Annotated in this window: 22 protein-coding genes and 1 tRNA gene; 13 read left to right on the forward strand and 10 right to left on the reverse strand. The window is 65.1% G+C overall.

Features of this window, described 5'->3' with window-relative positions; translation table 11 throughout:
• Positions 1-68: 68 nt before the first annotated feature.
• The 3 genes from groL to R5H30_RS03870 form a co-directional block, all read right to left on the reverse strand.
• Positions 69-1,712: a chaperonin GroEL gene (groL, locus tag R5H30_RS03860; protein ID WP_318326694.1), complete on the reverse strand. Its 1,644-nt coding sequence runs from the start codon at positions 1,710-1,712 to the stop codon at positions 69-71.
• Between the two features lie 48 nt (positions 1,713-1,760).
• Positions 1,761-2,072 (reverse strand): co-chaperone GroES, encoded by a 312-nt coding sequence (locus R5H30_RS03865; RefSeq protein WP_318326695.1) that lies wholly within the window; start codon positions 2,070-2,072, stop codon positions 1,761-1,763.
• A gap of 248 nt (positions 2,073-2,320) precedes the next feature.
• The gene (locus R5H30_RS03870; protein WP_318326696.1) at positions 2,321-2,998 is read right to left on the reverse strand and encodes a DUF2161 domain-containing phosphodiesterase; all 678 of its coding nucleotides are present in this window, start codon (positions 2,996-2,998) and stop codon (positions 2,321-2,323) included.
• Positions 2,999-3,547: 549 nt separating this feature from the next.
• Here R5H30_RS03870 and R5H30_RS03875 point away from each other — a divergent pair.
• From R5H30_RS03875 to R5H30_RS03905, 7 genes are all read left to right on the forward strand, one after another.
• Positions 3,548-4,468, forward strand: a complete 921-nt coding sequence (locus tag R5H30_RS03875; protein ID WP_318326697.1) for a manganese-dependent inorganic pyrophosphatase — start codon at positions 3,548-3,550, stop codon at positions 4,466-4,468.
• A gap of 71 nt (positions 4,469-4,539) precedes the next feature.
• Complete coding sequence (locus tag R5H30_RS03880; RefSeq protein ID WP_318326698.1) at positions 4,540-4,890, forward strand: hypothetical protein; 351 nt, start codon at positions 4,540-4,542, stop codon at positions 4,888-4,890.
• Positions 4,891-4,965: 75 nt separating this feature from the next.
• On the forward strand, positions 4,966-5,838 hold the full coding sequence (locus tag R5H30_RS03885; RefSeq protein ID WP_318326699.1) for a TIGR01459 family HAD-type hydrolase: 873 nt from the start codon (positions 4,966-4,968) through the stop codon (positions 5,836-5,838).
• Between the two features lie 89 nt (positions 5,839-5,927).
• A complete protein-coding gene (locus R5H30_RS03890) occupies positions 5,928-6,371 on the forward strand; it encodes a MaoC family dehydratase (protein ID WP_318326700.1) in 444 nt (147 codons plus the stop codon).
• A gap of 74 nt (positions 6,372-6,445) precedes the next feature.
• On the forward strand, positions 6,446-7,378 hold the full coding sequence (locus R5H30_RS03895; protein WP_318326701.1) for a bifunctional riboflavin kinase/FAD synthetase: 933 nt from the start codon (positions 6,446-6,448) through the stop codon (positions 7,376-7,378).
• A complete protein-coding gene (locus tag R5H30_RS03900) occupies positions 7,375-7,845 on the forward strand; it encodes a YcgN family cysteine cluster protein (RefSeq protein WP_318326702.1) in 471 nt (156 codons plus the stop codon). The genes R5H30_RS03895 and R5H30_RS03900 overlap by 4 nt, the downstream gene beginning before the upstream one ends.
• Positions 7,845-8,885 carry a threonine aldolase family protein gene (locus tag R5H30_RS03905; protein WP_318326703.1) on the forward strand — a complete coding sequence of 347 codons (1,041 nt, stop codon included), beginning with the start codon at positions 7,845-7,847 and terminating at the stop codon, positions 8,883-8,885. The genes R5H30_RS03900 and R5H30_RS03905 overlap by 1 nt, the downstream gene beginning before the upstream one ends.
• On the opposite strand, the gene R5H30_RS03910 is transcribed toward R5H30_RS03905, so the two are convergent.
• On the reverse strand, positions 8,868-9,638 hold the full coding sequence (locus tag R5H30_RS03910) for an alpha/beta fold hydrolase (RefSeq protein ID WP_318326704.1): 771 nt from the start codon (positions 9,636-9,638) through the stop codon (positions 8,868-8,870). The genes R5H30_RS03905 and R5H30_RS03910 overlap by 18 nt on opposite strands.
• A 35-nt stretch (positions 9,639-9,673) precedes the next feature.
• Positions 9,674-10,273 carry a 2-hydroxychromene-2-carboxylate isomerase gene (locus R5H30_RS03915; RefSeq protein ID WP_318326705.1) on the reverse strand — a complete coding sequence of 200 codons (600 nt, stop codon included), beginning with the start codon at positions 10,271-10,273 and terminating at the stop codon, positions 9,674-9,676.
• Between the two features lie 117 nt (positions 10,274-10,390).
• Here R5H30_RS03915 and R5H30_RS03920 point away from each other — a divergent pair, with 117 nt between their 5' ends.
• Positions 10,391-11,413 carry a ribose-phosphate pyrophosphokinase gene (locus R5H30_RS03920; RefSeq protein ID WP_318326706.1) on the forward strand — a complete coding sequence of 341 codons (1,023 nt, stop codon included), beginning with the start codon at positions 10,391-10,393 and terminating at the stop codon, positions 11,411-11,413.
• Positions 11,414-11,484: 71 nt separating this feature from the next.
• Here the strand turns inward: R5H30_RS03920 and efp are convergent, their stop codons facing one another.
• Complete coding sequence (gene efp, locus R5H30_RS03925; RefSeq protein WP_318326707.1) at positions 11,485-12,048, reverse strand: elongation factor P; 564 nt, start codon at positions 12,046-12,048, stop codon at positions 11,485-11,487.
• Positions 12,049-12,268: 220 nt separating this feature from the next.
• Here efp and R5H30_RS03930 point away from each other — a divergent pair, with 220 nt between their 5' ends.
• Both R5H30_RS03930 and R5H30_RS03935 read left to right on the forward strand, forming a co-directional pair.
• A complete protein-coding gene (locus R5H30_RS03930) occupies positions 12,269-12,589 on the forward strand; it encodes a DUF6280 family protein (protein WP_318326708.1) in 321 nt (106 codons plus the stop codon).
• Positions 12,590-12,675: 86 nt separating this feature from the next.
• Positions 12,676-14,139 carry a cobyric acid synthase gene (locus tag R5H30_RS03935; protein WP_318326709.1) on the forward strand — a complete coding sequence of 488 codons (1,464 nt, stop codon included), beginning with the start codon at positions 12,676-12,678 and terminating at the stop codon, positions 14,137-14,139.
• Positions 14,140-14,148: 9 nt separating this feature from the next.
• Here R5H30_RS03935 and R5H30_RS03940 read toward each other — a convergent pair whose 3' ends face one another.
• The 3 genes from R5H30_RS03940 to R5H30_RS03950 all read right to left on the reverse strand — a co-directional run bounded on the left by R5H30_RS03940 (position 14,149) and on the right by R5H30_RS03950 (position 17,205).
• Positions 14,149-14,970: a hypothetical protein gene (locus R5H30_RS03940; protein WP_318326710.1), complete on the reverse strand. Its 822-nt coding sequence runs from the start codon at positions 14,968-14,970 to the stop codon at positions 14,149-14,151.
• Between the two features lie 83 nt (positions 14,971-15,053).
• Positions 15,054-16,475, reverse strand: a complete 1,422-nt coding sequence (locus R5H30_RS03945) for a TolC family outer membrane protein (RefSeq protein ID WP_318326711.1) — start codon at positions 16,473-16,475, stop codon at positions 15,054-15,056.
• A gap of 76 nt (positions 16,476-16,551) precedes the next feature.
• Positions 16,552-17,205, reverse strand: a complete 654-nt coding sequence (locus R5H30_RS03950; RefSeq protein WP_318326713.1) for a protein-L-isoaspartate O-methyltransferase family protein — start codon at positions 17,203-17,205, stop codon at positions 16,552-16,554.
• A gap of 170 nt (positions 17,206-17,375) precedes the next feature.
• On the opposite strand from R5H30_RS03950, the gene R5H30_RS03955 reads away from it, so the two are divergent.
• Positions 17,376-17,449 (forward strand) — tRNA-Cys (locus R5H30_RS03955).
• A gap of 228 nt (positions 17,450-17,677) precedes the next feature.
• On the opposite strand, the gene R5H30_RS03960 is transcribed toward R5H30_RS03955, so the two are convergent.
• Positions 17,678-18,757, reverse strand: coding sequence for a hypothetical protein (locus R5H30_RS03960; RefSeq protein ID WP_318326714.1), 1,080 nt, complete (start codon positions 18,755-18,757; stop codon positions 17,678-17,680).
• 350 nt (positions 18,758-19,107) lie between these two features.
• On the opposite strand from R5H30_RS03960, the gene R5H30_RS03965 reads away from it, so the two are divergent.
• Both R5H30_RS03965 and R5H30_RS03970 read left to right on the forward strand, forming a co-directional pair.
• Positions 19,108-20,232: an efflux RND transporter periplasmic adaptor subunit gene (locus R5H30_RS03965; RefSeq protein ID WP_318326716.1), complete on the forward strand. Its 1,125-nt coding sequence runs from the start codon at positions 19,108-19,110 to the stop codon at positions 20,230-20,232.
• Positions 20,233-20,265: 33 nt separating this feature from the next.
• A complete protein-coding gene (locus tag R5H30_RS03970; protein WP_318326717.1) occupies positions 20,266-23,406 on the forward strand; it encodes an efflux RND transporter permease subunit in 3,141 nt (1,046 codons plus the stop codon).
• Positions 23,407-23,414 lie beyond the last annotated feature (8 nt).

The raw sequence follows: 23,414 nt of genomic DNA on the forward strand, positions 1-23,414 counted from the left end.
CAGGTGGCCCAAAGAAAAAAGGGCCCGGCGTTGCCGGACCCTTTCGGTATCGAAAGCCTTGGGCTGGCTTACATCATGCCGCCCATGCCGCCCATGTCGGGCATGCCGCCGCCGGCGGACGCGCCTTCTTTCTGCGGCTTGTCGGCCACCATCGCTTCGGTGGTGATCAGCAGACCGGCAATCGACGCAGCGTCCTGCAGCGCGGTGCGCACCACTTTCGCCGGGTCGATGACGCCGAACTTGAACATGTCGCCATACTCTTCGGTCTGGGCGTTGAAGCCGAACTTGAGGTCGTCGGATTCGCGGATCTTGCCCGCAACGACCGAGCCGTCAACACCGGCGTTTTCCGCGATCTGGCGCAGCGGGGACTCGAGAGCCTTGCGCACGATCGAAATGCCGACGTTCTGGTCGTTGTTGTCGCCGGAAAGACCGTCAAGCGCCTTGGCGGCCTGCACGAGGGCGACGCCGCCGCCGACCACGATGCCTTCCTGAACGGCGGCACGGGTTGCGTTCAGCGCGTCATCGACGCGGTCCTTGCGCTCTTTCACTTCGACTTCGGTCATGCCGCCGACGCGGATGACGGCAACGCCGCCCGCCAGCTTGGCCACACGTTCCTGCAGCTTCTCGCGGTCGTAGTCCGAAGTGGTTTCCTCGATCTGCGTGCGGATCTGGGACACGCGCGCTTCGATCTCGGCCTTCTCGCCGGCACCGTCGACGATGGTCGTCTCGTCCTTGGTGATCTGGACCTTCTTGGCGGTGCCGAGCATGTCCATGCCGACCGACTCGAGCTTCATGCCGAGATCTTCCGAGATCACCTGGCCGCCGGTCAGGATCGCGATGTCCTGCAGCATGGCCTTGCGGCGATCACCGAAGCCCGGTGCCTTGACGGCCGCGATCTTGAGGCCACCGCGCAGCTTGTTGACCACGAGGGTCGCCAGCGCTTCGCCTTCGACGTCCTCTGCGATGATCAGCAGCGGCTTTTGCGACTGGATCACCTGCTCGAGCAGCGGAACCATCGGCTGCAGCGACGAGAGCTTCTTCTCGTGCAGCAGGATGACGGCGTCTTCCAGTTCGACGGTCATCTTGTCGGCGTTGGTCACGAAGTAGGGCGACAGGTAGCCGCGGTCGAACTGCATGCCTTCGACGACGTCGGTCTCGGTCTCGAGGCCCTTGTTCTCCTCGACGGTGATGACGCCTTCGTTGCCGACCTTCTGCATCGCGTCCGCGATCTGGCGGCCGATCTCGGCTTCGCCGTTGGCGGAGATGGTGCCGACCTGGGCAACCTCGGCGCTGTCGGACACGTCACGGGCCGCGGCCTTGATCGCCTCGACAACCTTGACGGTCGCCATGTCGATGCCGCGCTTGAGGTCCATCGGGTTCATGCCGGCGGCAACCGACTTCATGCCTTCCTTAACGATGGCCTGGGCCAGAACCGTCGCTGTGGTGGTGCCGTCACCGGCCTCGTCGTTGGTGCGCTGGGCCACTTCCTTGACCATTTGCGCGCCCATGTTCTCGAACTTGTCCTCGAGTTCGATCTCTTTTGCGACCGACACACCGTCCTTGGTGATGCGCGGTGCGCCGAACGACTTGTCGAGAACCACGTTGCGGCCTTTGGGGCCGAGGGTGACCTTGACCGCATCGGCCAGGGTGTTGACACCCTTGAGCATGCGGTTGCGGGCGTCTGTTTCGAACTTTACGTCCTTGGCAGCCATGTTGGTGTAATCCTTTTCTTCAGTTCGTCAGAGGGATGAATGGAACGATCAGGCGGCCTTGGCGGCCTGCGCGTCTTCCATGATCCCCATGATGTCGCTTTCTTTCATGATCAGCAGCTCTTCACCGTCGATGGTGACTTCGGTGCCGGACCATTTGCCGAACAGGATGCGATCGCCGGCGGAAACCGCCATCTCGATCAGTTCACCGCTGTCCTTGCGCGCGCCGTCGCCACATGCGACCACGACGCCCTCGGAAGGCTTTTCTTTCGCGCTGTCGGGAATGATAAGCCCGCCTGCGGTTTTCTCTTCGCTCTCGACACGACGGACGAGCACGCGGTCATGAAGTGGTTTGAATGCCATCTTTGCAGCTCCTCAAAGGCTCAAAGTTTCTCCCTTGAAGGGTTCCGGCCGGAGCCGGCGGACCCTTTAGCACTCGCAGGGATTGAGTGCTAACGGCGCATAGCTAGGATCAGCGGACTTTCCTGTCAACAGGGTTGCGCCCAAATTTTCGCGCCGCGATCCGGCTTCGAGTGATGTGGGTGTTCACACCTTGCCGTTTCAACCCCGCAGAGGTCCCGTCCGACCATCGCCGGGCAGGAAGCCGCGCATCAACTGCCCAGCGCCCGGCCCGCTTCGGCTGCGGCACGTGCGCCGGTCTCGGTCAGGCCGTAGACACCCTTTTCAATGCGTTCGAACCAGCCGTAGTGATCGTCGGCCATCATGCGCGTCGCCCGAGCCACGCCGGTTTCGCGCGCCACGTCCGCACCCCGGCTTGCGCCGGCCTCGTAAAGAAACACCGCGCAGCGCAACGCGTCCTGCCTGTAGGCGGTCACCAGCCCCCGGCGCGTCTGCCCGCCGGCATTGGGATCGCCGGAACGGCGTGCGAACTCGCGCAGCAGCCTGTTGCGCCGTGCAGGAGACTTGCGCGGCCGGTAGGGACCCGGGTCGCAGTGCAACTCGACCAGCCCGTCGGACAGCCGCACCGTCATCAGCCCCAATCCGAGCCTTCGGGCCAGCGCGACATTGTCCTTGAGTGCCCGCGAGAAGCGCCTGCCCGACTGCCGTGGCACCGCGACGTAGACATCGTCGGTGACCGCCTGCCGGGCGATGGCCTGATGAAAAAGGCTCAGCGAGAAGCCGGTCTTGAGTTCGACGACTACGGGCGGCTCGTTGCCGCGCAGAGCCACGACGTCGGCGGCGCCGATCTCGGACTTCACGGTAAATCCCTGCGATTCCAGCAGCGATTTGACGGGCGGATAGAGATCGGATTCCCGGGGACGGCTCATTTGCGCGGCATCTTGCCGCCGAGTTGCCGGACGCACAATCGGGGTTGACCGGAAACATCACCATATTCGCGACAATGGACGCGACTCGCCGCATTGTTGATAAATCCGCGTCGGCAGCCGCATGATTCTATCTTGGGTTGCCGCATTAACGCTTCGTTAATTACGGCAGAAATGGTACTTTATGGGTACGTTTTGATGGCTTGCCTGCATGGGGCAGATCTCGACGCTGCCGTCCATCAGGGGCGATGCTAATTCAGGAAGACCTACTCTCTCCGAAGCTCACGACGAGAATGGGCGGGGGAAAAAGACCTGTTATGTCCGACTTGGGAGGGGACGACAAACCGACCTTTTCAACCGAACCTTTTCATCACAATCAAGACCGCGCGACGTCGTCGCGCGGTCTTTTTTCGCACTGACCCGAGCGGCTTGCGTCCCGCTGAACCGCCGTCGGGATAAGCCACGGCGCAGCCGCGTCCTCCCCCGTGACAAGCCGGCCCGAGGTGCTATAAAGCGCGCGATTTCGACCTCCCCACCAGACAGGAATGCTACATGTCGACGCTCGTTTTTGGCCACAAGTCCCCGGACACGGATTCAACCGGGTCTCCCATCATCTGGGCCTGGTATCTCAATGAGGTGAAGGGGATCGACGCGGCCCCGGCGCTGCTCGGCGAGCCCAACACGGAGGCCGCCTTCGTGCTCGACCGCTGGAGCCTCGACAAGCCCCAGATAATCTCGGACGTTGCGGACGGCCAGGCCGTGGTGATCGTGGACACCAACAACCCCGCCGAGCTTCCCACGAACATCAACAAGGCCGACATCCGGGCGATCATCGACCATCACAAGCTGGTCGGCGGTCTCGAAACCCAAGGACCGATCCACATCACCATGCAGCCGCTGGCCTGCACCGCCACCATCATGCACGACATGATCGGCGAAGATCTGTCCAAGGCACCCGAGGGGATCAAGGGCGCGATGCTGTCATGCATCCTGTCGGACACGCTGGAGTTCCGCTCGCCCACCACCACCGATCACGACCGGGCGGTGGCCGAGAAGCTGGCCGGCGAGCTGGGCGTGAACATTTCCGACTTCGCCGCCGAGCTGTTCGCGGCGAAATCCGACGTCTCGGCCTTCAGCGAGGAAGAGCTTTTGCGTATGGACAGCAAGGAATACGAGGTCGGCGGCAACCAGTTCCGCGTCTCCGTGCTCGAGACCACCTCGCCGAAGATGGTTTTGGACCGCAAGGATGCGCTGGTCGCGGCGATGCCACGTGTCGCCGAGCAGGACGGCGCCGACCAGGTGCTGCTGTTTGTCATCGACATTCTCAACGAGGAAGCGACCCTGCTGATACCGAACGAGCTGTGCAAGGCCGTGGCCGAGAAAAGCTTCGGTGCAAGCGTCAGCGGCGATACGGTCGTGCTTCCGGGCGTGATGAGCCGCAAGAAGCAGATCATCCCGAACCTCAAGGTCTGACCGCATCGATACCCCGGGAATTCCCATGTGGCGCCTCCGGCGCGCCACATTCCCGGGGCTTCATCGGCTTTATGTACCTGTTTCTCGTTCTCGGCCTTTTGTGGCTGGCCTACATTAACGTCCTCGCCAGCGTCGTCTCGCGCGAGGACAATCGCCGCGCAGCCGCCGGGATCGCGCGGATCTCTCCCACCGAGCTTTTCGTGATCGCGGCCGCCGGAGGCTGGTTCGCCCTGAAGCTGACCGGGTGCCGCCCGGCGCGGGTCGCGCCGCAATTGCCCTCCGGTCCGCTGCTGAACCTCATGCCCGCCGCCTGGCTCTGCGCCGTCGTGCTGCTGGCCCCGCTGCTCTGGCCGCAGGGCGACGGTTCGGGTGATCTCGCGCTGGCCGACCCCGAGGCGCCGGCGACCACCCTGTCGCGCTGATCGCGGGATTCGCACTGGCGCTGGCGGCGTGGCTTCTCCATAGATCGGGAGAGACTTAACCGCAGGACGCCCGTCATGACCCAGATCATCCCGTCGCTTTCAGAGATTTCCGACCGCTACGACGCGCTTTTCGTCGATCTCTGGGGCTGCGTGCACGACGGCGTGCGCGCCCTGCCCGATGCCGTCGCGGCGCTGCAGGCCTACCGCAGGGGCGGTGGCGCGGTGGTGCTGGTCACGAATTCCCCGCGCACGCGGCAGGGTGTCGAGAAGCAGCTTGTCCAGTTCGGCGTGCCGGACGATGCCTGGGACACGATCGCCACGTCCGGCGATGCGGCCCGGGTGGCGATGTACCAGGGCGCCGTGGGCGAGAAGGTCTGGCACATCGGACCGCCGGCGGACGTGAAGTTCTTCGAACCGCCGAAGGTGCTTGAGAACCCGCATGCCATCGAACGCGTGGACCTCGAGGCCGCCGAAGGGATCGTATGCACCGGTCCCTTCGACGTTCAGGCCGACCCTTCCGACATGCGTCCGCAGTTCCTCTACGCCAAGCAGAAAGGTCTGAAACTGCTCTGCGCCAATCCCGATATCGTCGTGGATCGCGGTGAGACCCGCGAGTGGTGCGCGGGTGCCCTGGCGCGGCTATACACGGAGATGGGTGGCGAGAGCCTTTACTTCGGCAAGCCACACCCGCCGATCTACGATCTTGCCCGCCGCCGTCTCGCCGCGTTGGGCCGGGATGTCGGGAACGCCGGGATTCTCGCCATCGGGGATGGCGTGCATACGGACATCGCCGGCGCGATGGGCGAAGACCTCGATTCGCTGTTCATCTCCGGCGGACTTGCAGCGCGCGAAACCCGCACCAGAGAACAACCCGAAGAAACGGCGCTAAAGGTCTATCTGGAGAACGAAAGATCGAACCCGACCTTCACGATCGGACAACTGCGCTGACCTAATCGACCCTTGATTTTCTGCGATCGCGAAGTAATAAAGTTTCGCATGACTGGCTAAACTCGCCAGAAAATTTCAGGAGGGTCGGCATGTTGGACAACCTGCCGCGCGGAACGATCTGCATCGAGGACATCGAGATGGGCATGTGCCGCCATCTCGTGAAGGTCATCACCGACGCGGATATCGAGCTTTTTGCTCAGGTCTCGACGGACCACAACCCGGTGCATCTCGACGACGACTACGCGCGCGACACGATCTTCGAGGGCCGTATCGCGCACGGGATGCTCACGGCGGGGCTGATCTCGGCCGTGATCGGTGAACAGCTTCCGGGTCACGGGACGGTCTACCTGGGCCAGACGCTGAAGTTCCTCGCCCCCGTGCGGCCCGGCGACCGGGTGCACGCCGAGGTGCGGGTTGTCGACATCGAACCGGCCCGACGCAGAGTCATGCTCGACTGCCATTGCGCGGTTAACGGCAAGAAGGTCCTTGTCGGCGAAGCCACCGTCATGGCGCCCTCGCGCAAGTTCGACTGACGTCCGTCAACTTACGGCGCCGGCAGAGCCCGGCGGCGCTTGCACAGCCCTGACGGTGAAGCTACGCAGGGCCAATGCGGATCATCCGGGACTACCAGTTTGTCGATGCCCAGGACCGCGGCGCCAGCGCCGCGATCGGCAATTTCGACGGCGTGCATCTCGGCCACCGGTCGGTCATCGAACTGGCGCGCAAGGCCGAACCTGATGCGCCGCTGGGCGTTCTGACCTTCGAGCCGCATCCGCGCGAATACTTCGCCCCCGACGCTCCGCCGTTCCGTCTCATGGGATCCGAGGCGCGTGCGCACCGGCTTGAAAAGCTGGGCGTCAAGCGGCTTTACGAGCTGAATTTCAATGCCAGTCTCGCGACACTCAGCCCACGCGACTTCGCGCAGCGGGTCATCGCCGACGGTCTCGGGCTTCGCCACGTGATCATCGGGGCAGACTTTTGCTTCGGCAAAGGCCGCGCGGGCACCGCCGCGCATCTTGTCGCCTTCGGGCAGGAGATGGGCTTCGGCGTCACCGTCGCCCAGTTGATCGAGCAGTCGGAGCAAACCATATCGTCGACGGCGATCCGCGCCGCGCTGAGCGAAGGCCGGCCACGCGACGCCGCGGACATGCTTGGCCACTGGCACCGGATCGAAGGCCCGGTGATCGGCGGCGAGCAGCGCGGGCGCACCCTTGGCTATCCCACCGCCAACATGTCGATCGAAGGACTGCACCCGCCGGCTTTCGGCGTCTACGCAGTGCTGGTCGACGTGCTCGACGGCCCGCACGAGGGCGCCTACCACGGCGTCGCCTCGCTGGGCGTGCGGCCGATGTTCGGCGAGAACCGCCCGAACATCGAGACCTTCCTGTTCGACTTTTCCGGCGACCTCTATGGCACGCACCTCTCGGTCGCGCTGGTCGCGTTCCTGCGTCCCGAGATGACCTTTGGCGACCTGCCCGCGCTGGTCGCCCAGATGGATGACGACAGCGCCCGCGCCCGAGCGATCCTGGCGGCGGCATGAGCGATCCCATCGACCGCAACGGCCTTGCTCCGCGTTTCTGGGACCGCAAGCCGCTCAAGAAGATGAACGCGCGCGAGTGGGAGGCGCTGTGTGACGGCTGCGGCAAGTGCTGTCTCAACAAGCTCGAGGACGAGGACAGCGGCGAGGTCGCTCTGACCCGCGTCGCCTGTCGCCTGCTCGACGACGCCACCTGCCGTTGCGCGCATTACGAGACGCGCCACCAGTTCGTGCCGGACTGCATCGTTCTGCGCCCGGACACCATCGAAAACCATGCCTACTGGTTGCCCCGGACCTGCGCCTACCGGCTGCTGTGGGAAGGCCGCCCCCTGCCCGACTGGCATCCGCTGATCAGCGGCACGGCGCAGAGCGTCCACGACGCCGGCGTCAGCGTGCGCGACGCGACACTCAGCGAGTTCGACGTGCCGGAAGACGAGTGGGAAGACCATATCATTGAGGAGCCGACCTGATGTTTCTTGCCTCCGACAACACCGGCCCGGTGCATCCGAATATCATGCAGGGACTGGCCGAGGCCAACGACGGCTTCGCAATGGGCTACGGAGCGGATGCGATCATGGACACGGTGCGCGCGCAGGTCCGCGAGGTCTTCGAGGCGCCCGAGGCGGCGGTCTACCTCGTCGCCACGGGAACGGCGGCGAACGCTCTGGCGCTGGCGACGCTCTGCGCGCCCTGGCAGACCATCTTCTGCACGCCGGTCGCCCACATACACGAAGACGAGTGCAACGCGCCCGAGTTCTACACCGGCGGCGCCAAGCTGACGCTGGTGCCGGGCGGCGACAAGATGACCCCCGACGCGCTGCGCCGCTCGATCTCGGGTGAGGAAACCCGCGGCGTGCACGGCCCGCAACGCGGCGCGGTCTCGATCACCCAGGTGACCGAGCGCGGCGGCGTGCATTCGCTCGACGAGTTGCGCGGCCTGACGGCGGTGGCGGAGGAATTCGGTCTGCCGGTGCATCTCGACGGCGCACGTTTCGCCAACGCGCTGGTCGCGCTCGACTGTTCGCCGGCCGAGATGACGTGGAAGCTGGGCGTCGACGCGGTCAGCTTCGGCGGCACCAAGAACGGCTGCATGGGCGTCGAGGCGGTGGTCTTCTTCGATCCGGCGAAGGCGTGGGAGTTCGAGTTGCGCCGCAAGCGCGGAGCGCATCTGTTCTCAAAGCACAGGTATCTCTCGGCACAGATGGTGGCCTATCTCGCGGACGGCCTCTGGCTCGAGACCGCGCGGCAGGCCAACGCCAGCTGCGCGCGGCTTGCCGAGGGCCTCAAGGCACGCGGCTGCAATTTCCTGCACCCTGTCGAGGCCAACATGATCTTCGCCGCCTTCCCGCGCCGGATCCACCAAAAGCTGCACGCGGCCGGGGCGCAGTATTACGTCTGGGACGGCAGCCTCGAGGGCGATGACCCGGACGAGATGCTGGCCGCGCGCCTGGTTTGCGACTGGTCGATCACCCCCGAGCGGATCGACGCCTTCCTAGCTCACTTCGAGTAGGTCAGAGATCGCCGCCGCGACGTCTTGTGGATGGGTGATCGGGGCCATGTGCCCCGCGCCCGGTATGGTCACGCGGCGCACGTCCGGAAGGCGGCGGGCAAGTGCTGCGTTGATGGCGTCCACCACGTCGATCGAGGTCTCCCCCGCGATCAGCAGCGACGGCATGGTGGCGCGGGCGAGCACGCCGGGCTTCATCAGCCCCGCGGCATCCTCGTAAAGCACCGGCACCTCGCCCGCGATTACACCCATGCGCGCGGCCATGTAGTCGCGCAGGCTTTCGGGTAGATCCGTCCAGGGCGTACCGTCGCCCCAGAGCCGGTTGAAGAGCCGTGCGGCCAGCATGTCGTCGCCCGCTTCCAGAGCGGCGCGGAAATCGGCGGCCTGCGCTTCGTAGGCGGCCAGCCGTTCCGGTGCATCAGCGATGGCCGCGGCGAAAAACACCGGTTCGATCATCGTCAGGCTGCGGACCCGTCCGGGACAGGTCACGGCCAGCCGCAGAGCGACGGTGGCGCCGAAGGAATGGCCGACGAGATCCATGCGCTCGTCCAGCAGGTCGAGCCCCATGCCTGTGGCGATGTCATGCAGGTCGAGCCCGCCGTCCCAGTCGCCGCTCCGCCCGTGCCCCGGCAGGTCGAAGGCGGTAATGGCCAGCCGATCCGACAGGGCGCCCGCCACCCCGCGCCAGGCCCCGGAATGGGCAAGCGTGCAGTGGATGGCCAGGGCCTGGCGCGGTCCCTGCCCGAACCGCGTCACATGGGTCGGAAAACCTTCAGCGGAGCCGGCCGCCTTCACAGCTTCCCGGAAAGGTGGTCGTCGAGATCGTCGATGCTGTCCTGTCCCCAGAACCGCTGGTCGTCCTCGAGCACGTAGAAAGGCGACCCGAAGACACCCGCCTCGACCGCTTCCTCGAGGTTCGCCGCGTAGGTGTCCGCACCGACCAGAAGCCCGCTGTCGGCCAGCGATGGATCGAACCCGGCCTCTTCGAGGCAGGCGCGCACCACCGCATCCTCGGCGATGTCCTTTTCGTCGGCCCAGACCGAGCGGCAGATGGCGTGCACGAGCTTGCCCATGTCGCCCCCGCCGGCCTTTTGTGCCGCGATCACCGCGTAGGCGGCCGGCGCGCCATTCGTCGGCCAGTGCGCGGGCTTGATATTGAACGGCATGTCGAGCTTCTTGGCCTTCCGGACAAGGTCCTGCGCGCGATACTCGATGCGGTTGGGATGCCGGTCCTTGGGCGGCGTGCCTCCGGTGCGCGCAAACAGCGCCATGATGTCCACCGGCTTGTAGGTGATCGTCGCGCCATGTTTTTCGGCAACCGCCTCGGCACGGGTCCCGGCCAGGTAGGCATAGGGAGATAACGTCGCGAAATACAGATCGATTTTGGCCAATTGGAACTCCCTTGGGCTACCCTGCGTCTTTGCCGATTGGTAAGGCCGTGGTAGGTGGTGTCAACATCACGAATCTGTCACATCCGCCCTCGCTGCTGCCGCCCGGGATTCCGCCACATGCCCCATATCGAAGAACCGAAGCTCATCTCGGGTAATGCGAACCTGCCGCTTGCGCGCGCCATCGCCCGGAGGATGACGATGCACCGGGGCCGGGCCGTCAATCTGGTGGATGCGCGGGTCGAGCGGTTCAATGACGGAGAGATTTTCGTCGAGGTCTACGAGAACGTGCGCGGCGAGGACATGTTCATCGTCCAGCCGACGTCGAACCCGGCCAACGACAACCTGATGGAACTGCTGATCATGGCCGACGCGCTGCGGCGGTCGTCGGCGGCGCGCATCACCGCGGTCCTGCCCTATTTCGGCTACGCGCGGCAGGACCGCCGCACCAAGGCGCGCACGCCGATCTCGGCCAAGCTGGTTGCCAACATGCTGGTCGGCGCCGGGATCGAGCGCATCCTGACGATGGACCTGCACGCGGCCCAAATCCAGGGCTTCTTCGACATCCCGGTCGACAACCTTTATGCCTCGCCGGTCTTTGCGCTCGACATCCGCAGCCAATTCCCCGAGCGGATGGGCGAGATCACCATCGTTTCACCAGATGTCGGCGGCGTCGCCCGCGCACGCGAACTGGCCAAGCGCATCAACTCGCCCCTCGCCATCGTCGACAAGCGCCGCGAGAAACCCGGCGAAGTGGCCGAGATGACGATCATCGGCGACGTGAAGGAAAAGATCTGCCTTGTCGTCGACGACATGTGCGACACCGCGGGCACGCTCTGCAAGGCCGCCGAGGTGCTGCTGGAGAACGGCGCGAAGGAGGTTCACTCCTACATCACCCACGGCGTGATGTCCGGTCCGGCGGTCGAGCGCGTGACCAACTCGGTGATGAAGTCGCTGGTGATCACCGACACGATCGAGGCCACCGAAGCTGTGAAGTCCGCGCCCAACATCCGGATCGTCCCGACCGCGCCGATCTTCGCCCAGGCGATCCTTAACATCTGGAACGGCACGTCGGTCTCGTCGCTCTTCGACACCGAAACGCTGAGCCCGATCTACGACGGTATGTACGCCGCCGCCGAGTAAGCCCCGAGCGCAAGAACAGAAAGGGCCGAAGCCTTGCGGCGCCAGCCTTCTGTCCAATCGTCTACGCTCGATCAGGCGCGTTCGGAATATTCCATGGTCTCGGTATTGACCACGATGTCCTCGTCCTGCGCGATGAAGGGCGGCACCATGACCTTGACACCGTTGTCCAGCAGCGCGGGCTTGAACGAGTTTGCCGCAGTCTGACCTTTCACCACCGGCTCGGTCTCGACCACCTTGCAGGTGACCTTCTGCGGCAACTGGGCGTTCAGGGCCTCGGCATCGTAGAATTCGACCACGATGGTCATGCCGTCCTGCAGAAACGGCCGCCGCTCGCCCAGAAGTTCGGAGGGCAGTTGCACCTGCTCGTAGGTTTCGGTGTCCATAACCACCAGCATCCCGTCATCCTCGTAAAGGAACTGCTGGTCCTTCTGCTCGAGGCGCACACGCTCGACCTTGTCGGCGCTGCGGAAACGTTCATTGAGCTTTGACCCGTTGCGCAGGTTGCGCATCTCGACCTGGGCGAAGGCGCCGCCTTTTCCGGGCTTTACGTGGTCGACCTTGACCGCCGCCCAGAGGCCGCCGTTGTGTTCCAGAACGTTACCCGGACGAATTTCGTTACCATTGATTTTAGGCATGTGACAAAACCTTGGCGAAAGGTTGATGAAGGATTGGCGCCCCCTATATCTGGGTGGATGGAGCCTGACAAGACAACGATATCTCGTGTGCAACCCTTCCTGAGACATGCACCAAGCGCATAGATGCTATGCGAATTCGGGGTACCCGAATCGAGTCTGATCCGTCATAAGAAGCTTCACGCCGAAAATAACAAGAGCAAGAATAACGAAAGGACGACGAATGAAAGATTTCGTTGACGGCACCGCCTTTAACAATGAGCAAGGCAACCGTGCCCGCAAACTCTTCGCGGCCGTCGTACTGGCTGCACTGGACGACGCAATCGCGGACGACAAGAAATACGGTAACGGCCCAGAGCAGATCGCCCGCTGGGCGCGCTCGCGCGACGGGCGCGAGGTGCTGACCTGCGCCGGGATCGATCCCAACGAGCGCGTGGTTTCGGGCCTCATGGAATTCGTCGGCAAGGGTGTCCGGACCTCCGTTGCGCTCTCGCGCGAGGAATCCGAGCGCCGCAACGCGGCGCAACAGGCCGAAGCCGCCTGACCGGTACCATCATCAGTTTCTGAAAATGCGCGCCTTCGGGGGCGCATTTTCCGTTTCGGGCACAGATTTCCGCACGGGACCGCGCCATGACCAAGGCCATCATGCTCCAGGGCACGGGCAGCAACGTCGGAAAATCCATGATCGTGGCCGGCCTCGCCCGCGCCTATGCCCGGCGCGGGCTGAACGTGCGACCCTTCAAGCCGCAGAACATGTCCAACAATGCCGCCGTGACCGTGGATGGCGGCGAGATCGGGCGGGCACAGGCCTTGCAGGCCCGCGCCGCCGGAGTTGCGCCACACACCGACATGAACCCGGTGCTGCTCAAGCCGCAATCCGAGACCGGCGCGCAGGTCGTGGTGCAGGGCAAGGTGCGCGGCACGCAGGACGCGCGCAGCTACGGTCGCCGCAAGGACGAGTTGCTGCCGGCGGTGCTGGACAGCTTCGCACGCCTTGGCAGGGAGTGCGACCTCGTGCTGGTCGAGGGGGCGGGAAGTCCGGCGGAGACCAACCTGCGCCGCGGTGACATCGCCAACATGGGCTTTGCACGCGCGGCCGGGGTGCCGGTGATCCTGATGGGGGATATCGAGCGTGGCGGCGTGATCGCGCAGCTTGTCGGCACCCAGACCGTGATCGATCCGCAGGATGCCGCGATGATCCGGGGCTTTGCCGTCAATAAGTTCCGCGGCGACCTCACCCTTTTCGACGCCGGACGCGACGACATCGCTGCCCGCACGGGCTGGCCCTGTTTGGGAGTGCTGCCGTGGTTCGACGGCGCGCGCCGCCTGCCCGCCGAGGACGTGATGGACCTGCCCGCGCGGGCCCGGTCCGAGGGTTCGGGCTGCCGCATCATCGTGCCACGCCTGCCGCGGATCGCCAATTTCGACGATCTCGACCCGCTGGCCGCCGAACCCGGCGTCGAGCTTGTCGTGATCGAACCGGGCCGTCCCCTTCCCTTGGGTGCCGACCTGATCCTGCTGCCGGGCAGCAAGGCCACGCTGTCCGACCTCGCCGCGCTGCGCGCCGAGGGCTGGGACATCGACATCGCCGCGCACCTGCGCCAGGGCGGTCACCTGCTGGGCCTGTGCGGCGGCTACCAGATGCTTGGAACATGGGTGCGCGATCCCGAGGGCATCGAAGGCCCGGCGGGCGAAGCCCCGGGTCTGGCTCATCTCGAGGTCGAGACGGTGCTGGCTCCGCTCAAGGAGCTGTCGCTGCGCGAGGGAGGCCACCCGTCCAGTGGCAGCACGGTCCACGGCTACGAGATCCACATGGGCCGCACGACCGGTCCGGACTGCGCCCGTGGCTGGCTGGAGATGGGCGGAGAAACGGTTGGCGCCGCTTCGCCGGACGGGCGCGTGCAGGGCTGCTACCTGCACGGGCTGTTTGCGTCCGACGCGTTTCGCGCCGCCTACCTCGCATCGCTCGGGCAGGTCTCGGGGATCTTCTACGACACGCTCGTGGACGACACGCTCGATGCGCTCGCAGAGCATGTGGAACGTCACATGGACCTCGACGCCATCCTGTCGATGGCGGGCAGCCTCGAGGCCTGAGCGTTAGGCCTAGCCGAGATCCTGCGCGGCCAGTGCGCGCTGGATCTCGCGGCGGACCAGCTTGCGCACGTTGCGGGTGATGCGCTCTCCCAGCGGTCCCTGAAGCTCGGACCGGACGATATCGGCCACGAGCTGGCGCAGCATGTCCTCGTCGATCAGATCTTCCTCAGCCACCCTGTCCTGCAGCAACAGCGGCGCGTTCTCGGGGGCGGGATCAGCGCGGTCCTCTGACGCAGACGGCTCGGACCAGTGCATCGGTGGCGCGTCGGTCCCGGCATAGGCGTCGCGTCCGGTATCGTCGGGTTCCCACTGCTGCGGAATCTTCTGGATCGCCGTCTCGAGCGCGGCGATCTTGTCGCTCAACGTGCGCTGGTCCGGGCCGGGCGGCGCATCGGCCTCCCGCTCGAACTCCGGCGCATCAGGAACGGTGTCGGATTCCGCTTCGGCGTCACTCTCGGCTTCGAGATCTTCTCTTCGCGGCGGCACGTAGCCGAACACGAGCGACTCCGCGAACAACGCGCCGCGCGAACCTTGCTCCGGCGGCGTTTCTTCCACCTCAACCGCATCCGCAGCGTCGATTTTCGCCCGGTTGCCTCCAGCCTCTGTCACGGGTTCGCTCTGGCGACCGGCATCGCCGTCGACCGCCGTCGTCGGGCGGACACCCTCCTGCGCCGGTGACGCCGTCGGTGCCGCGTCATCCTCAACGCGCAGCGCGGGCGTCAGCAGAAGCCGGCCCGCGCCGGTATCCTTCCCGTCCGCCTTGGGGGCTCTGTCGTCACTTACCAACCTGCGCACCGAAGACAGCACGTCTTCGATGTCGTTGTTCGTCACTGGGTCTGACATTATTCAACCGCTCTTGCCTTGAAGCGAGGCTAGCCTACCCCGGCTCTCCGCACAACGCCCGGTTAAATTCGTCACCGTTTTTGCAGGCTCTCCAGGACCCTGTCGAGCGCCTGACCGTGCTTGGACTTGCGGACCGGCGCGTCCTTGGCGAGGTTGTAATAGGCCGCCGGGTCGTATTGCGGCAGATTCAGGCGCAGATCGCGCACGGTCAGCTGCCCGGTCGCCGCCAGCACACCATAGGCCGCGACATAAAGCTGGGTCTGAACCTCGATCCGCGTGTTCACGGCATCCAGCAGATCCTGCTCGGCGTTGAGCACGTCGAGCGTGGTCCGCGCACCCAGTGTGGCCTCTTCGCGCACCCCCTCGAAGGCGATGGTCGAGGCCTCGATGCCGCGTTCGGCGGCCGCGACACTGGCTCGAGCGGCGGCGAGCTCGGCATAGGCCGTGCCTACGTTCTGGGCCACGTCGAGTTGCACGGTGTAGAGATTGGCGCGCTCGGAATCACGCAGCGCCATCGCACGGCGCACGTTCGAGGCCAGCGCGCCGCCCTGGTAGATCGGACCGCTCAGGTTCAGCCCGATCGAGCCGCCTCGCGTGAACGCGTCGGAATCGACGCGCTCGGAATATCCCAGCCGGCCGCCTCCGCGCAGGCTGGGCGAGATCTGCGCCTTGGCCCGCAGGATCGCCAACTCCGCCGCCGCGACCTGGTGCTGGGCTGCGCGGATATTGGGGTGCACACGGAGCGCGCCGGCCTTTGCGGCCTCGACGTTGCCTTCGAGGTTCGGGATCGAGGGTGGAACCTCGACGCGCCCAGGCTCGCGCCCGACGGCGTTGCGATATTCCTCGCGCGCGCTGATCAGGTTGCCCTGCGCCTGCGCGAGACCGCTGCGCGCCTGCGCCTGCGCCGCCTCTGCGAGCGCCACGTCGGTCCGCGTGACCTCGCCAACCTCGAACCGATCTTGCGCCGCGCGAAGTTCCTCGGTCAGAAGCCGCAGATTGTTCTGGCGGACGTCGACGAACTCGATGGCGGCGCGCAGATCCATGAAGGCCTGCACCGCCCGGAACAGCACCTGCTGTTCGACCGAGACCAGGTTCTGCCGCGTGGCAAGCACGGTCTCCTTGGCCACGTCGACCCCGAGCCGCGTCGCCCCGTTGTCCCACAACAGCATGTCGAGGGTCAGGTTGATCGCCGCGGTCGTGGCCTCAAGCCCGCGGGTCTGAAAATCGTTCGAGGTCAGTGTATCGCCGAAGTCCCGGGTCAGATCGGCCGACCAGTTCAGGATCGGACGCAAGAGCGCCGTCGCCCCGGCCACGTCCTCGTCAGCGGCGCGCAGAAGCGCCCTGTTCTGGTCCAGAAGCCCGCTGTTGATATAGGCGCCGACCAGCGCGTCGGCCAGCGTGTCGGCGCGCACCGGGGTCCAAGCCGCAAGCGTTCCGAAGAGAACCGCCGTCACCGTGCGGCGCAATCCGCGCCCTCTTGTCACTGCCTTCATGTCACCACCCTTGTTGACCTGCCTGCCCCCGGAGCCGCGACCGTTCAGTTCTTGTTTTCGGCCTGCGCGGGCTTTTTCAGAGTTTGAATGCCAGTTCCTTCTCGAAGCCCGGCAGCACCGGAGCACCTGCGTTGAACGCCTGGCGCCAGGAGATGTGGCCGTCGCGCTTGTAGCCGATGCGCACCTCGCCCAGCGCGCCGATCATAAACAGGCAGGCGATGCGCCCGCCGTCCTTGACCTGATCGGCGATCGTTTGAGGAAATTCCGCAACGCCGCCCTCGATCAGCACGACGTCGTAGGGTCCGTGCTGCGCGGCGCCCTCGGCCAGCGGCCCGGTGTGGACCATGACATTGTCGGCGCCGGCGCCGGTCAGCGCCTCGCCGGCTTCGCGCGCGAGGTCCTCGTTCTCCTCGACCGCAACGACGGCTTCGGCCATGCGCGCAATCACGGCGGCACTGTAGCCCTGCCCCGCACCGATGTGCAGAACCAGCTCGTCATCGGAAATGTCCAGCGCATCCAGCATCTTGGCCAGAGTGCGCGGTTCCAGAAGCACCCGGCCATCGCCAAGGTCGAGGTTTTCGCCGAGATAGGCCGCCTCGCGCTTGGCGACCGGCACGAAATCCTCGCGCGGCACGCTCAGCATGGCGTCGATGATGGGGAACTTCGTCACATCCGAGGGCCGCACCTGGGTGTCCACCATCATCGTGCGGCGCGCCGCGAAGTCAGTCATGGGTCTAAACTCATCCGTTCAGATTTATCGCTTCCAGATGTGCCACAACTTACCCCCAGCGGCAACGACGCGTTTGCCGTTTTTGCCCGGGCTGTGGCATGCCCGCGCCGCGCGCGCCGGCTCTTGCGGCTGGGATACAGATCATATAGCACTTCGCGCACACCATGAGCGGCGAGTTGGCGGAGTGGTGACGCAGCGGATTGCAAATCCGTGTACACCGGTTCGATTCCGGTACTCGCCTCCATGTTGCACTTCCGGAAGCACCCGATCACGTGCCGCTGAAGCGCGTGCGACGCTTGTGGCGGAGACACGTTCGTTTTCCGGTCGCGGGCGCTACGGATCGGCAACGGCTCCAGCACCATTGCAATTGAAGACGCCCGGCAACCTGGAAAGCTGCCGGGCGCGGGTCTTCGGCCGGTCTTCGCGAACCCGCGCGTGTCGCGCACCGGATCCGACGGAGCCGTTCAGCCGGTCAGACGATCGCCAGGTCGTCGGCCGCGAACCCGTAGGCGGTCGCTCCGTCGAGCGTATGCACGTTGTCGAAGATGATGTAGTCGACTGCCGGACCTCCGGTATCGAGGGCAATGGTGAAGCTGTCGTTGTCCATCCCCACCAGTTCGACTCTATCCAGACCGTTGGACCCCGGATTGCCCCAGCTTCCGCCGGACGTGATGGCCTCGAAAATGCTCAGGACCTCGGATTTGTTGAGCTGGCTGCCCGCCACGAGGTCGTTGAATTCGTCCGACACGATCGACTTGTCGCTCGCCCCTCCCCCGAGGAAGAACGTGCTGTCCGCACGCGTGACGTCGAAATAGCCGACCTGCGTCTTGTTGTTCTTGATGTCGATATGCTCGTCCGCAACTGACACGATCGCGTCGGCGGCATCCGCGCCCTTGAAAATGATCGTGTCGCGGGTCGGTCCCGCCGCATCAATCGTCAGCGTGAACTCGTCATCAGTCAGCGTCAGCAGTTCTACGCCGCCAAGCCCATGTGCGTCGGGGTTGGTCCAGCTCGACCCGCTGGTGGCTGCGGCCAAGAGACCTTCCACCTCGTGGTCGTGGATCCGCGACCCTCCCGTAATCTCCGCGAATTCCTCTCCGACGAGATTGCGCGCGTCGCTCTTGCCGCCACCGATCCAGATGCTCGAGACGGCATCGGTATCGAAGATCGCGACCTGGCTCTTGCTGTTCTTGATGTCGATATGGCCGCCGGAAATGGAGGCGATGGCGGTTGCCGCGGCGTCGCCGGTGAAGGTGTAGTAGTCCTTGCTGCCACCGCTTCCGTCGATCGCGATCGTGAAGGACTCGCTGGTCAGCGAGACGATCTCGACGCCGTCGAGACCGGGCACGTCGGACCAGCCGCGGCTGGTCAGGGCTGCGGACAGGATGTCGTCGAGTTCGCCGTTGTCGATGTGTGTTCCGCCCGTGATGTCGGCGAATTCCGCGCCCACGATTGACGCTGCATCGGACATGCCACCGCCGATCCAGATTTTCGAAACCAGATCGGTATCGACAAAGGTAAATTGCGTTTTGGGATTCTTAATATCGCCCATGAGTTCGTCGGCTCCAAATGTTGACACTGGGGCCGCGCGCATCGCGAAGATGCAACAGTTCCAGCCCCGCGCCGACTATGAGGCGCCCCTCCGACTTGGCAATCAGAAAATGAAAAAGGACACAATAATACATTTTTGAGTTGAATCCGACGCATTTGGATGCGCAGCCGATGACCGGCGGCGATGTCGTGCTCAACCGCAGGCAGGACCCGAACACATGCGCGTCGCAACGCGCAACCCGACCAGCGACTAGGCGATTACGGGTCGTTTTCTTCATTCGACAAACGACTTCCGCGACGTAAGTTGTCGTCAGGCGATAGTCCTGTGTGCTGCACAGAAGGAGAACGGGAATGCTTGTGGCCGGGTGGGTTCGAACTGCGGTGACGGTCATCATGCTGTTTCCACTCTGCGCGGCAGCCCAGGATGCACCGCCTCCCACGGTTCTGACGATAGAGGTCGCGCGTGACAGCATCCGGCCGGAATTCGAGCATCCGGCACGGATCGAGGCCGTCCAGACCGCGTCGGTCAGGCCGATCGTCAGCGGCCAGATCACCGCCCTGCACTTCACCGCCGGAGAGATCGTCGACAAGGACACCCTGCTGATCGAGCTCGACGACACCGACTTTCGCATCGCCGTCGCCGAGGCCGAGGCCAATCTCAAGCAGGCCGAGGCCGCCGTGGTGAAGGCCGACGCCGACCTCGACCGGGCCCAGCAGCTGGTCGAGCGCGAGACCGTGTCCGAGCGGGATGTCGAGTTCGCGCAGGCCGACTCCGACGTGGCCCACGCCCAGCGCGAGGTCGCGAGGGCAAGGCTGGACCAAGCGAAAAAGAATCTCGATGACACCAAGATCGCGGCGCCTTTCACCGGGCGCATCGGCGCGCCGAATTATGCGGTGGGCGACCTGTTCGCGATCGGTGATCCGACCCAACCTCCGGCGGTCGCCACGATCGTCTCGCTCGATCCGATCTATGCCGTCGGGCTCGTCGATCAGACCAACTACTTCGATTACATCGCGCGCCGGCTCCGGCTTGACGCGGCCGGGGTCTCGATCCCGCCGCTCGAGCTCAGCCTGGTTCTGCCGGGCGACAGCATCTACGCCGAGACCGGCAAGTTCGAAAATTGGGACAACACCGCCGCCGCGAGCACCGGCACCATCGCGGCGCGCGTGCTGTTTCCCAATCCCGACGGGCTGCTCTTGCCGGGCGAGAACGTGACCCTGCGGGGAGAATTGATCGAGCCGGTCGAGGCCGTCGTCGTGCCGCAGCGCGCTGTCGGATACGACCAGCTTGGGCATTTCGTCTGGATCGTGGGCGCGGACGGCGCGGCGCAGCGGCGCGATGTCGAGGTCGGGATCCGCACCGGCAGCAACTGGACGATCGCGACAGGGCTCGACGGGCAGGAAACAGTGATCGTCGAAGGGCTGCAGAAGGTCCGCGAAGGCGCGCCGGTCACCAGCGAGGCCTGGGAGGGCTGAACGCCACGACTTGCCCGAGGGGGATAACTTGAAATGGGTCCAGCATTCTTCATAGGCCGGCCGAAGTTCGCGCTGGTGATCTCGATGCTGATCACGCTGTTCGGGCTTCTGGCCGTTCAGGTCATGCCCGTCGACCAGTACCCGGACATCTCCTCGCCCAAGGTCGTAGTACGCGCGAACTATCCCGGCGCTTCCTCCGAGACCGTTCTGCAGGCGGTCGGCAGCCTCATCGAGGATCAAGTGAACGGGGCCGAGGGCATGGTCTACATGTCCTCGAAGGCCGCCAGCGACGGCAGCTACACCCTGACCGTGACTTTCGAGGTCGGCACCGACCCGGATCTCGCGCAGGTCGACGTCCAGAACCGCGTGGCGCTGGCCGAACCCGGCCTGCCGCCCGAGGTGCGACAACGCGGGGTCATGGTGCGCAAGCGAAACCCCGACATCCTGATGATCGTCAACCTCTACACGCCTGACGACCGGTTCGACCGGGTGTTCCTGTCGAACTACGCCTCGATCAACGTCGAGGGCGAACTGGCCCGCATCCCCGGCGTCGGCGAGGCGTCGATCATCGGGGCGCTGGACTATGGGCTGCGCGCCTGGCTCGACCCCGTTGCCATGGCCAACCGCAACATCACCGTCGATCAGATCGTGGCGGCGGTGCGCGAGCAGAACGTGCAGGCCGCCGTCGGCCAGCTCGGCGCGGCCCCGAGTCCGGAGGCGACCGAGTTCCAGTACGTGCTGACCACCAAGGGCCGGGTCGAGAACGAGGAGGAATTCGGCGACATCATCCTGAACGCCGACGATGCGGGCTCGGTGATCCGCCTGCGCGACGTCGCCCGGATCGAACTCGGGGCCGAGGTCTACAAGGGCTATGGCGAATTCAACAACGGCCCCGGCGTGTTGATGGCGATCTACAAGCTGAGCGAGGCCAACTCGCTGGCCGTCGCCGAGGCCGTGCGCGACAAGATGGACGAGCTGTCGCAGGGTTTCCCGGAAGGCGTCGCCCACGAGATCGGGCACGACACGACACTCTTCATCAGCGCCTCGCTGGAAGAGACGGTGATCACGATGGGCTTCACCATCGTGCTGGTGATCGCGGTCACCTACATCTTCCTGGGCACCGTCCGCGCCACGCTGATCCCGACCATCGCGGTCCCCGTGTCGATCATCGGCACGCTTGCCGTGCTCTATGCCTTCGGCATGTCGATCAACACCGTGACGCTTTTTGCGCTGATCCTCGCCATCGCGCTCGTCGTGGACGATGCGATCATCGTGGTCGAGAACGTCGAGCGCATCCTGCACGAGAACCACGACATGACCCCGGCCGAGGCCACCAAGGCGGCGATGGACGAGGTGACCGGCCCGATCGTGGCGACGTCGCTGGTGTTGGCCGCCGTCTTCGGACCCACGATGCTGTTGCCCGGCATCACGGGGCGCATGTTTGGCCAGTTCGGCGCCACGCTGACGGTCTCGGTGCTGATCTCGATGGTCAACGCGCTGACCCTCAGCCCGGCGCTGGCGCGCCTGCTGATGAAACCCGGCATGAAGCCGAACCCGGTGATCCGGGTCTTCAACGCGGGCTTCGACCGGCTGACCAGTGGTTACGTGCGTCTGGTCGATCTGCTCTGCCGGGCGCTCTGGCTGTCGCTGCCGCTGATCGGCGGACTGATCTTCCTGCTCTACACGCTTTTCACACAGGTGCCGCAAAGCTTCATCCCCGAAGAGGACAAGGGGTTCTTCATCGTCGACGTGCAGTTGCCTGCGGGGGCCGCGTTGAACCGCACCGAAGAGGTCATGGACGAGATCACCGAGACACTCGGCCAGGACGAGGCCATCGAGAACGTGCTGTCGGTCAACGGCTACAGCATTCTCAACACCGCGTTGCAATCCAACACCGGCATGGTCATCGCCAAGCTCAAACCCTGGGAGGAGCGGCCCGACGAGGAGCAGCATCAGGCGTTCCTGATGCAGAAGTACCAGCAGCTTTTCAACCAGATGCCCGAGGCGCAGACGATCATCTTCGGCGCGCCCGCGATCCCGGGCCTCGGCACTGTGGCGGGTTTCTCCTTCGTGCTCGAGGACACCCAGGGCCGCAGCCCCGCCGAGCTCGAGGCGGCCCTCGGGGCGCTGGTGGCGGGCGCAAACCAGCAGGAGGCGATCGCGCGGGCCTTCTCGACCTACAACGCCTCGTCGCCGCAGCTGAACCTCGACATCGACCGGCTGCGCGCGAAAACGCTGGGCGTGCCGGTGACGTCGGTGTTCCAGACGCTGCAAACGCAGCTTGGCGGTCTTTACGTCAACGACTTCACCCTCTTCGGCCAGACCTACAAGGTGATGCTGCAGGCCGACGCCGAGTTCCGTCAGAGCGAGCGCGACCTCGACCGCTTCTTCGTGCGCAACCGCTCGGGCGAGATGGTGCCGATCAGCGCCGTGGTCACGCCCGGACCCTCGCTGGGGCCCGATGTCATGTACCGTTACAACACCTACAATTCGGCGACGATCACGGGCGTCGCCAATGCGGCAGGGGGGTTCAGTTCCGGCGATGCGATGAACGCGATGGAGGCGGTCGCGGCCGAGCAGATGGGGCCAGGCTACCGTTACGAGTGGACCGATTCGAGCTTCGAGGAACGCGCCTCGGGCAACGCCGTACCGATCGCTCTGGCGCTGTCGCTGGTCTTTACCTACCTCTTTCTCGCCGCGCTCTACGAAAGCTTCCTGACGCCGGTGGCGGTGCTGGTCTGCGTGCCGTTCGCCATCCTCGGGGCGGTCCTGTCCCTGCTGATCGCGGGCGAACCGCTCAGTCTTTACGGCCAGATCGGGCTGTTGATGCTGATCGGGCTCGCCGCCAAGACAGCGATCCTGATCGTCGAGTTCGGCAAGCAGCAGCGCGAGGTCGCGGGGCTGGGGCTGCACGAGGCGGCATTGCAGACCGCGCGCCTGCGCTTTCGCCCGGTGATGATGACCGTTCTGGCCTTCGTCGTCGGGGTCTATCCGCTGGTCATCGCCGAGGGCGCAGGCGCGGCAAGCCGCGTGTCTCTTGGCCTGACCGTCTTCGGCGGTGCCATCGCCGCGGCGGTTGCCGGCACGATCTTCGGCCCGGTGTTGTTCAAGGCGATCCAGGGTCTGCGCGAAAAGATCCACCCTGCCTCGAAGGCCGAGACCCCGGCGGAATAGGCGGAGTT

The organism is Roseobacter sp. FCG-D35, assembly GCF_033436665.1.
In the GTDB taxonomy this organism is placed as follows: domain Bacteria; phylum Pseudomonadota; class Alphaproteobacteria; order Rhodobacterales; family Rhodobacteraceae; genus JAWQFO01.

What these genes read in the sequence shown, in the direction of transcription:
- groL (WP_318326694.1), bottom strand. Translation starts at nt 1,712, where the DNA reads ATGGCTGCCAAGGACGTAAAGTTCGAAACAGACGCCCGCAACCGCATG.
- R5H30_RS03865 (WP_318326695.1), bottom strand. Translation starts at nt 2,072, where the DNA reads ATGGCATTCAAACCACTTCATGACCGCGTGCTCGTCCGTCGTGTCGAG.
- R5H30_RS03870 (WP_318326696.1), bottom strand. Translation starts at nt 2,998, where the DNA reads ATGAGCCGTCCCCGGGAATCCGATCTCTATCCGCCCGTCAAATCGCTG.
- R5H30_RS03875 (WP_318326697.1), top strand. Translation starts at nt 3,548, where the DNA reads ATGTCGACGCTCGTTTTTGGCCACAAGTCCCCGGACACGGATTCAACC.
- R5H30_RS03880 (WP_318326698.1), top strand. Translation starts at nt 4,540, where the DNA reads ATGTACCTGTTTCTCGTTCTCGGCCTTTTGTGGCTGGCCTACATTAAC.
- R5H30_RS03885 (WP_318326699.1), top strand. Translation starts at nt 4,966, where the DNA reads ATGACCCAGATCATCCCGTCGCTTTCAGAGATTTCCGACCGCTACGAC.
- R5H30_RS03890 (WP_318326700.1), top strand. Translation starts at nt 5,928, where the DNA reads ATGTTGGACAACCTGCCGCGCGGAACGATCTGCATCGAGGACATCGAG.
- R5H30_RS03895 (WP_318326701.1), top strand. Translation starts at nt 6,446, where the DNA reads ATGCGGATCATCCGGGACTACCAGTTTGTCGATGCCCAGGACCGCGGC.
- R5H30_RS03900 (WP_318326702.1), top strand. Translation starts at nt 7,375, where the DNA reads ATGAGCGATCCCATCGACCGCAACGGCCTTGCTCCGCGTTTCTGGGAC.
- R5H30_RS03905 (WP_318326703.1), top strand. Translation starts at nt 7,845, where the DNA reads ATGTTTCTTGCCTCCGACAACACCGGCCCGGTGCATCCGAATATCATG.
- R5H30_RS03920 (WP_318326706.1), top strand. Translation starts at nt 10,391, where the DNA reads ATGCCCCATATCGAAGAACCGAAGCTCATCTCGGGTAATGCGAACCTG.
- efp (WP_318326707.1), bottom strand. Translation starts at nt 12,048, where the DNA reads ATGCCTAAAATCAATGGTAACGAAATTCGTCCGGGTAACGTTCTGGAA.
- R5H30_RS03930 (WP_318326708.1), top strand. Translation starts at nt 12,269, where the DNA reads ATGAAAGATTTCGTTGACGGCACCGCCTTTAACAATGAGCAAGGCAAC.
- R5H30_RS03935 (WP_318326709.1), top strand. Translation starts at nt 12,676, where the DNA reads ATGACCAAGGCCATCATGCTCCAGGGCACGGGCAGCAACGTCGGAAAA.
- R5H30_RS03945 (WP_318326711.1), bottom strand. Translation starts at nt 16,475, where the DNA reads ATGAAGGCAGTGACAAGAGGGCGCGGATTGCGCCGCACGGTGACGGCG.
- R5H30_RS03950 (WP_318326713.1), bottom strand. Translation starts at nt 17,205, where the DNA reads ATGACTGACTTCGCGGCGCGCCGCACGATGATGGTGGACACCCAGGTG.
- R5H30_RS03960 (WP_318326714.1), bottom strand. Translation starts at nt 18,757, where the DNA reads ATGGGCGATATTAAGAATCCCAAAACGCAATTTACCTTTGTCGATACC.
- R5H30_RS03965 (WP_318326716.1), top strand. Translation starts at nt 19,108, where the DNA reads ATGCTTGTGGCCGGGTGGGTTCGAACTGCGGTGACGGTCATCATGCTG.
- R5H30_RS03970 (WP_318326717.1), top strand. Translation starts at nt 20,266, where the DNA reads ATGGGTCCAGCATTCTTCATAGGCCGGCCGAAGTTCGCGCTGGTGATC.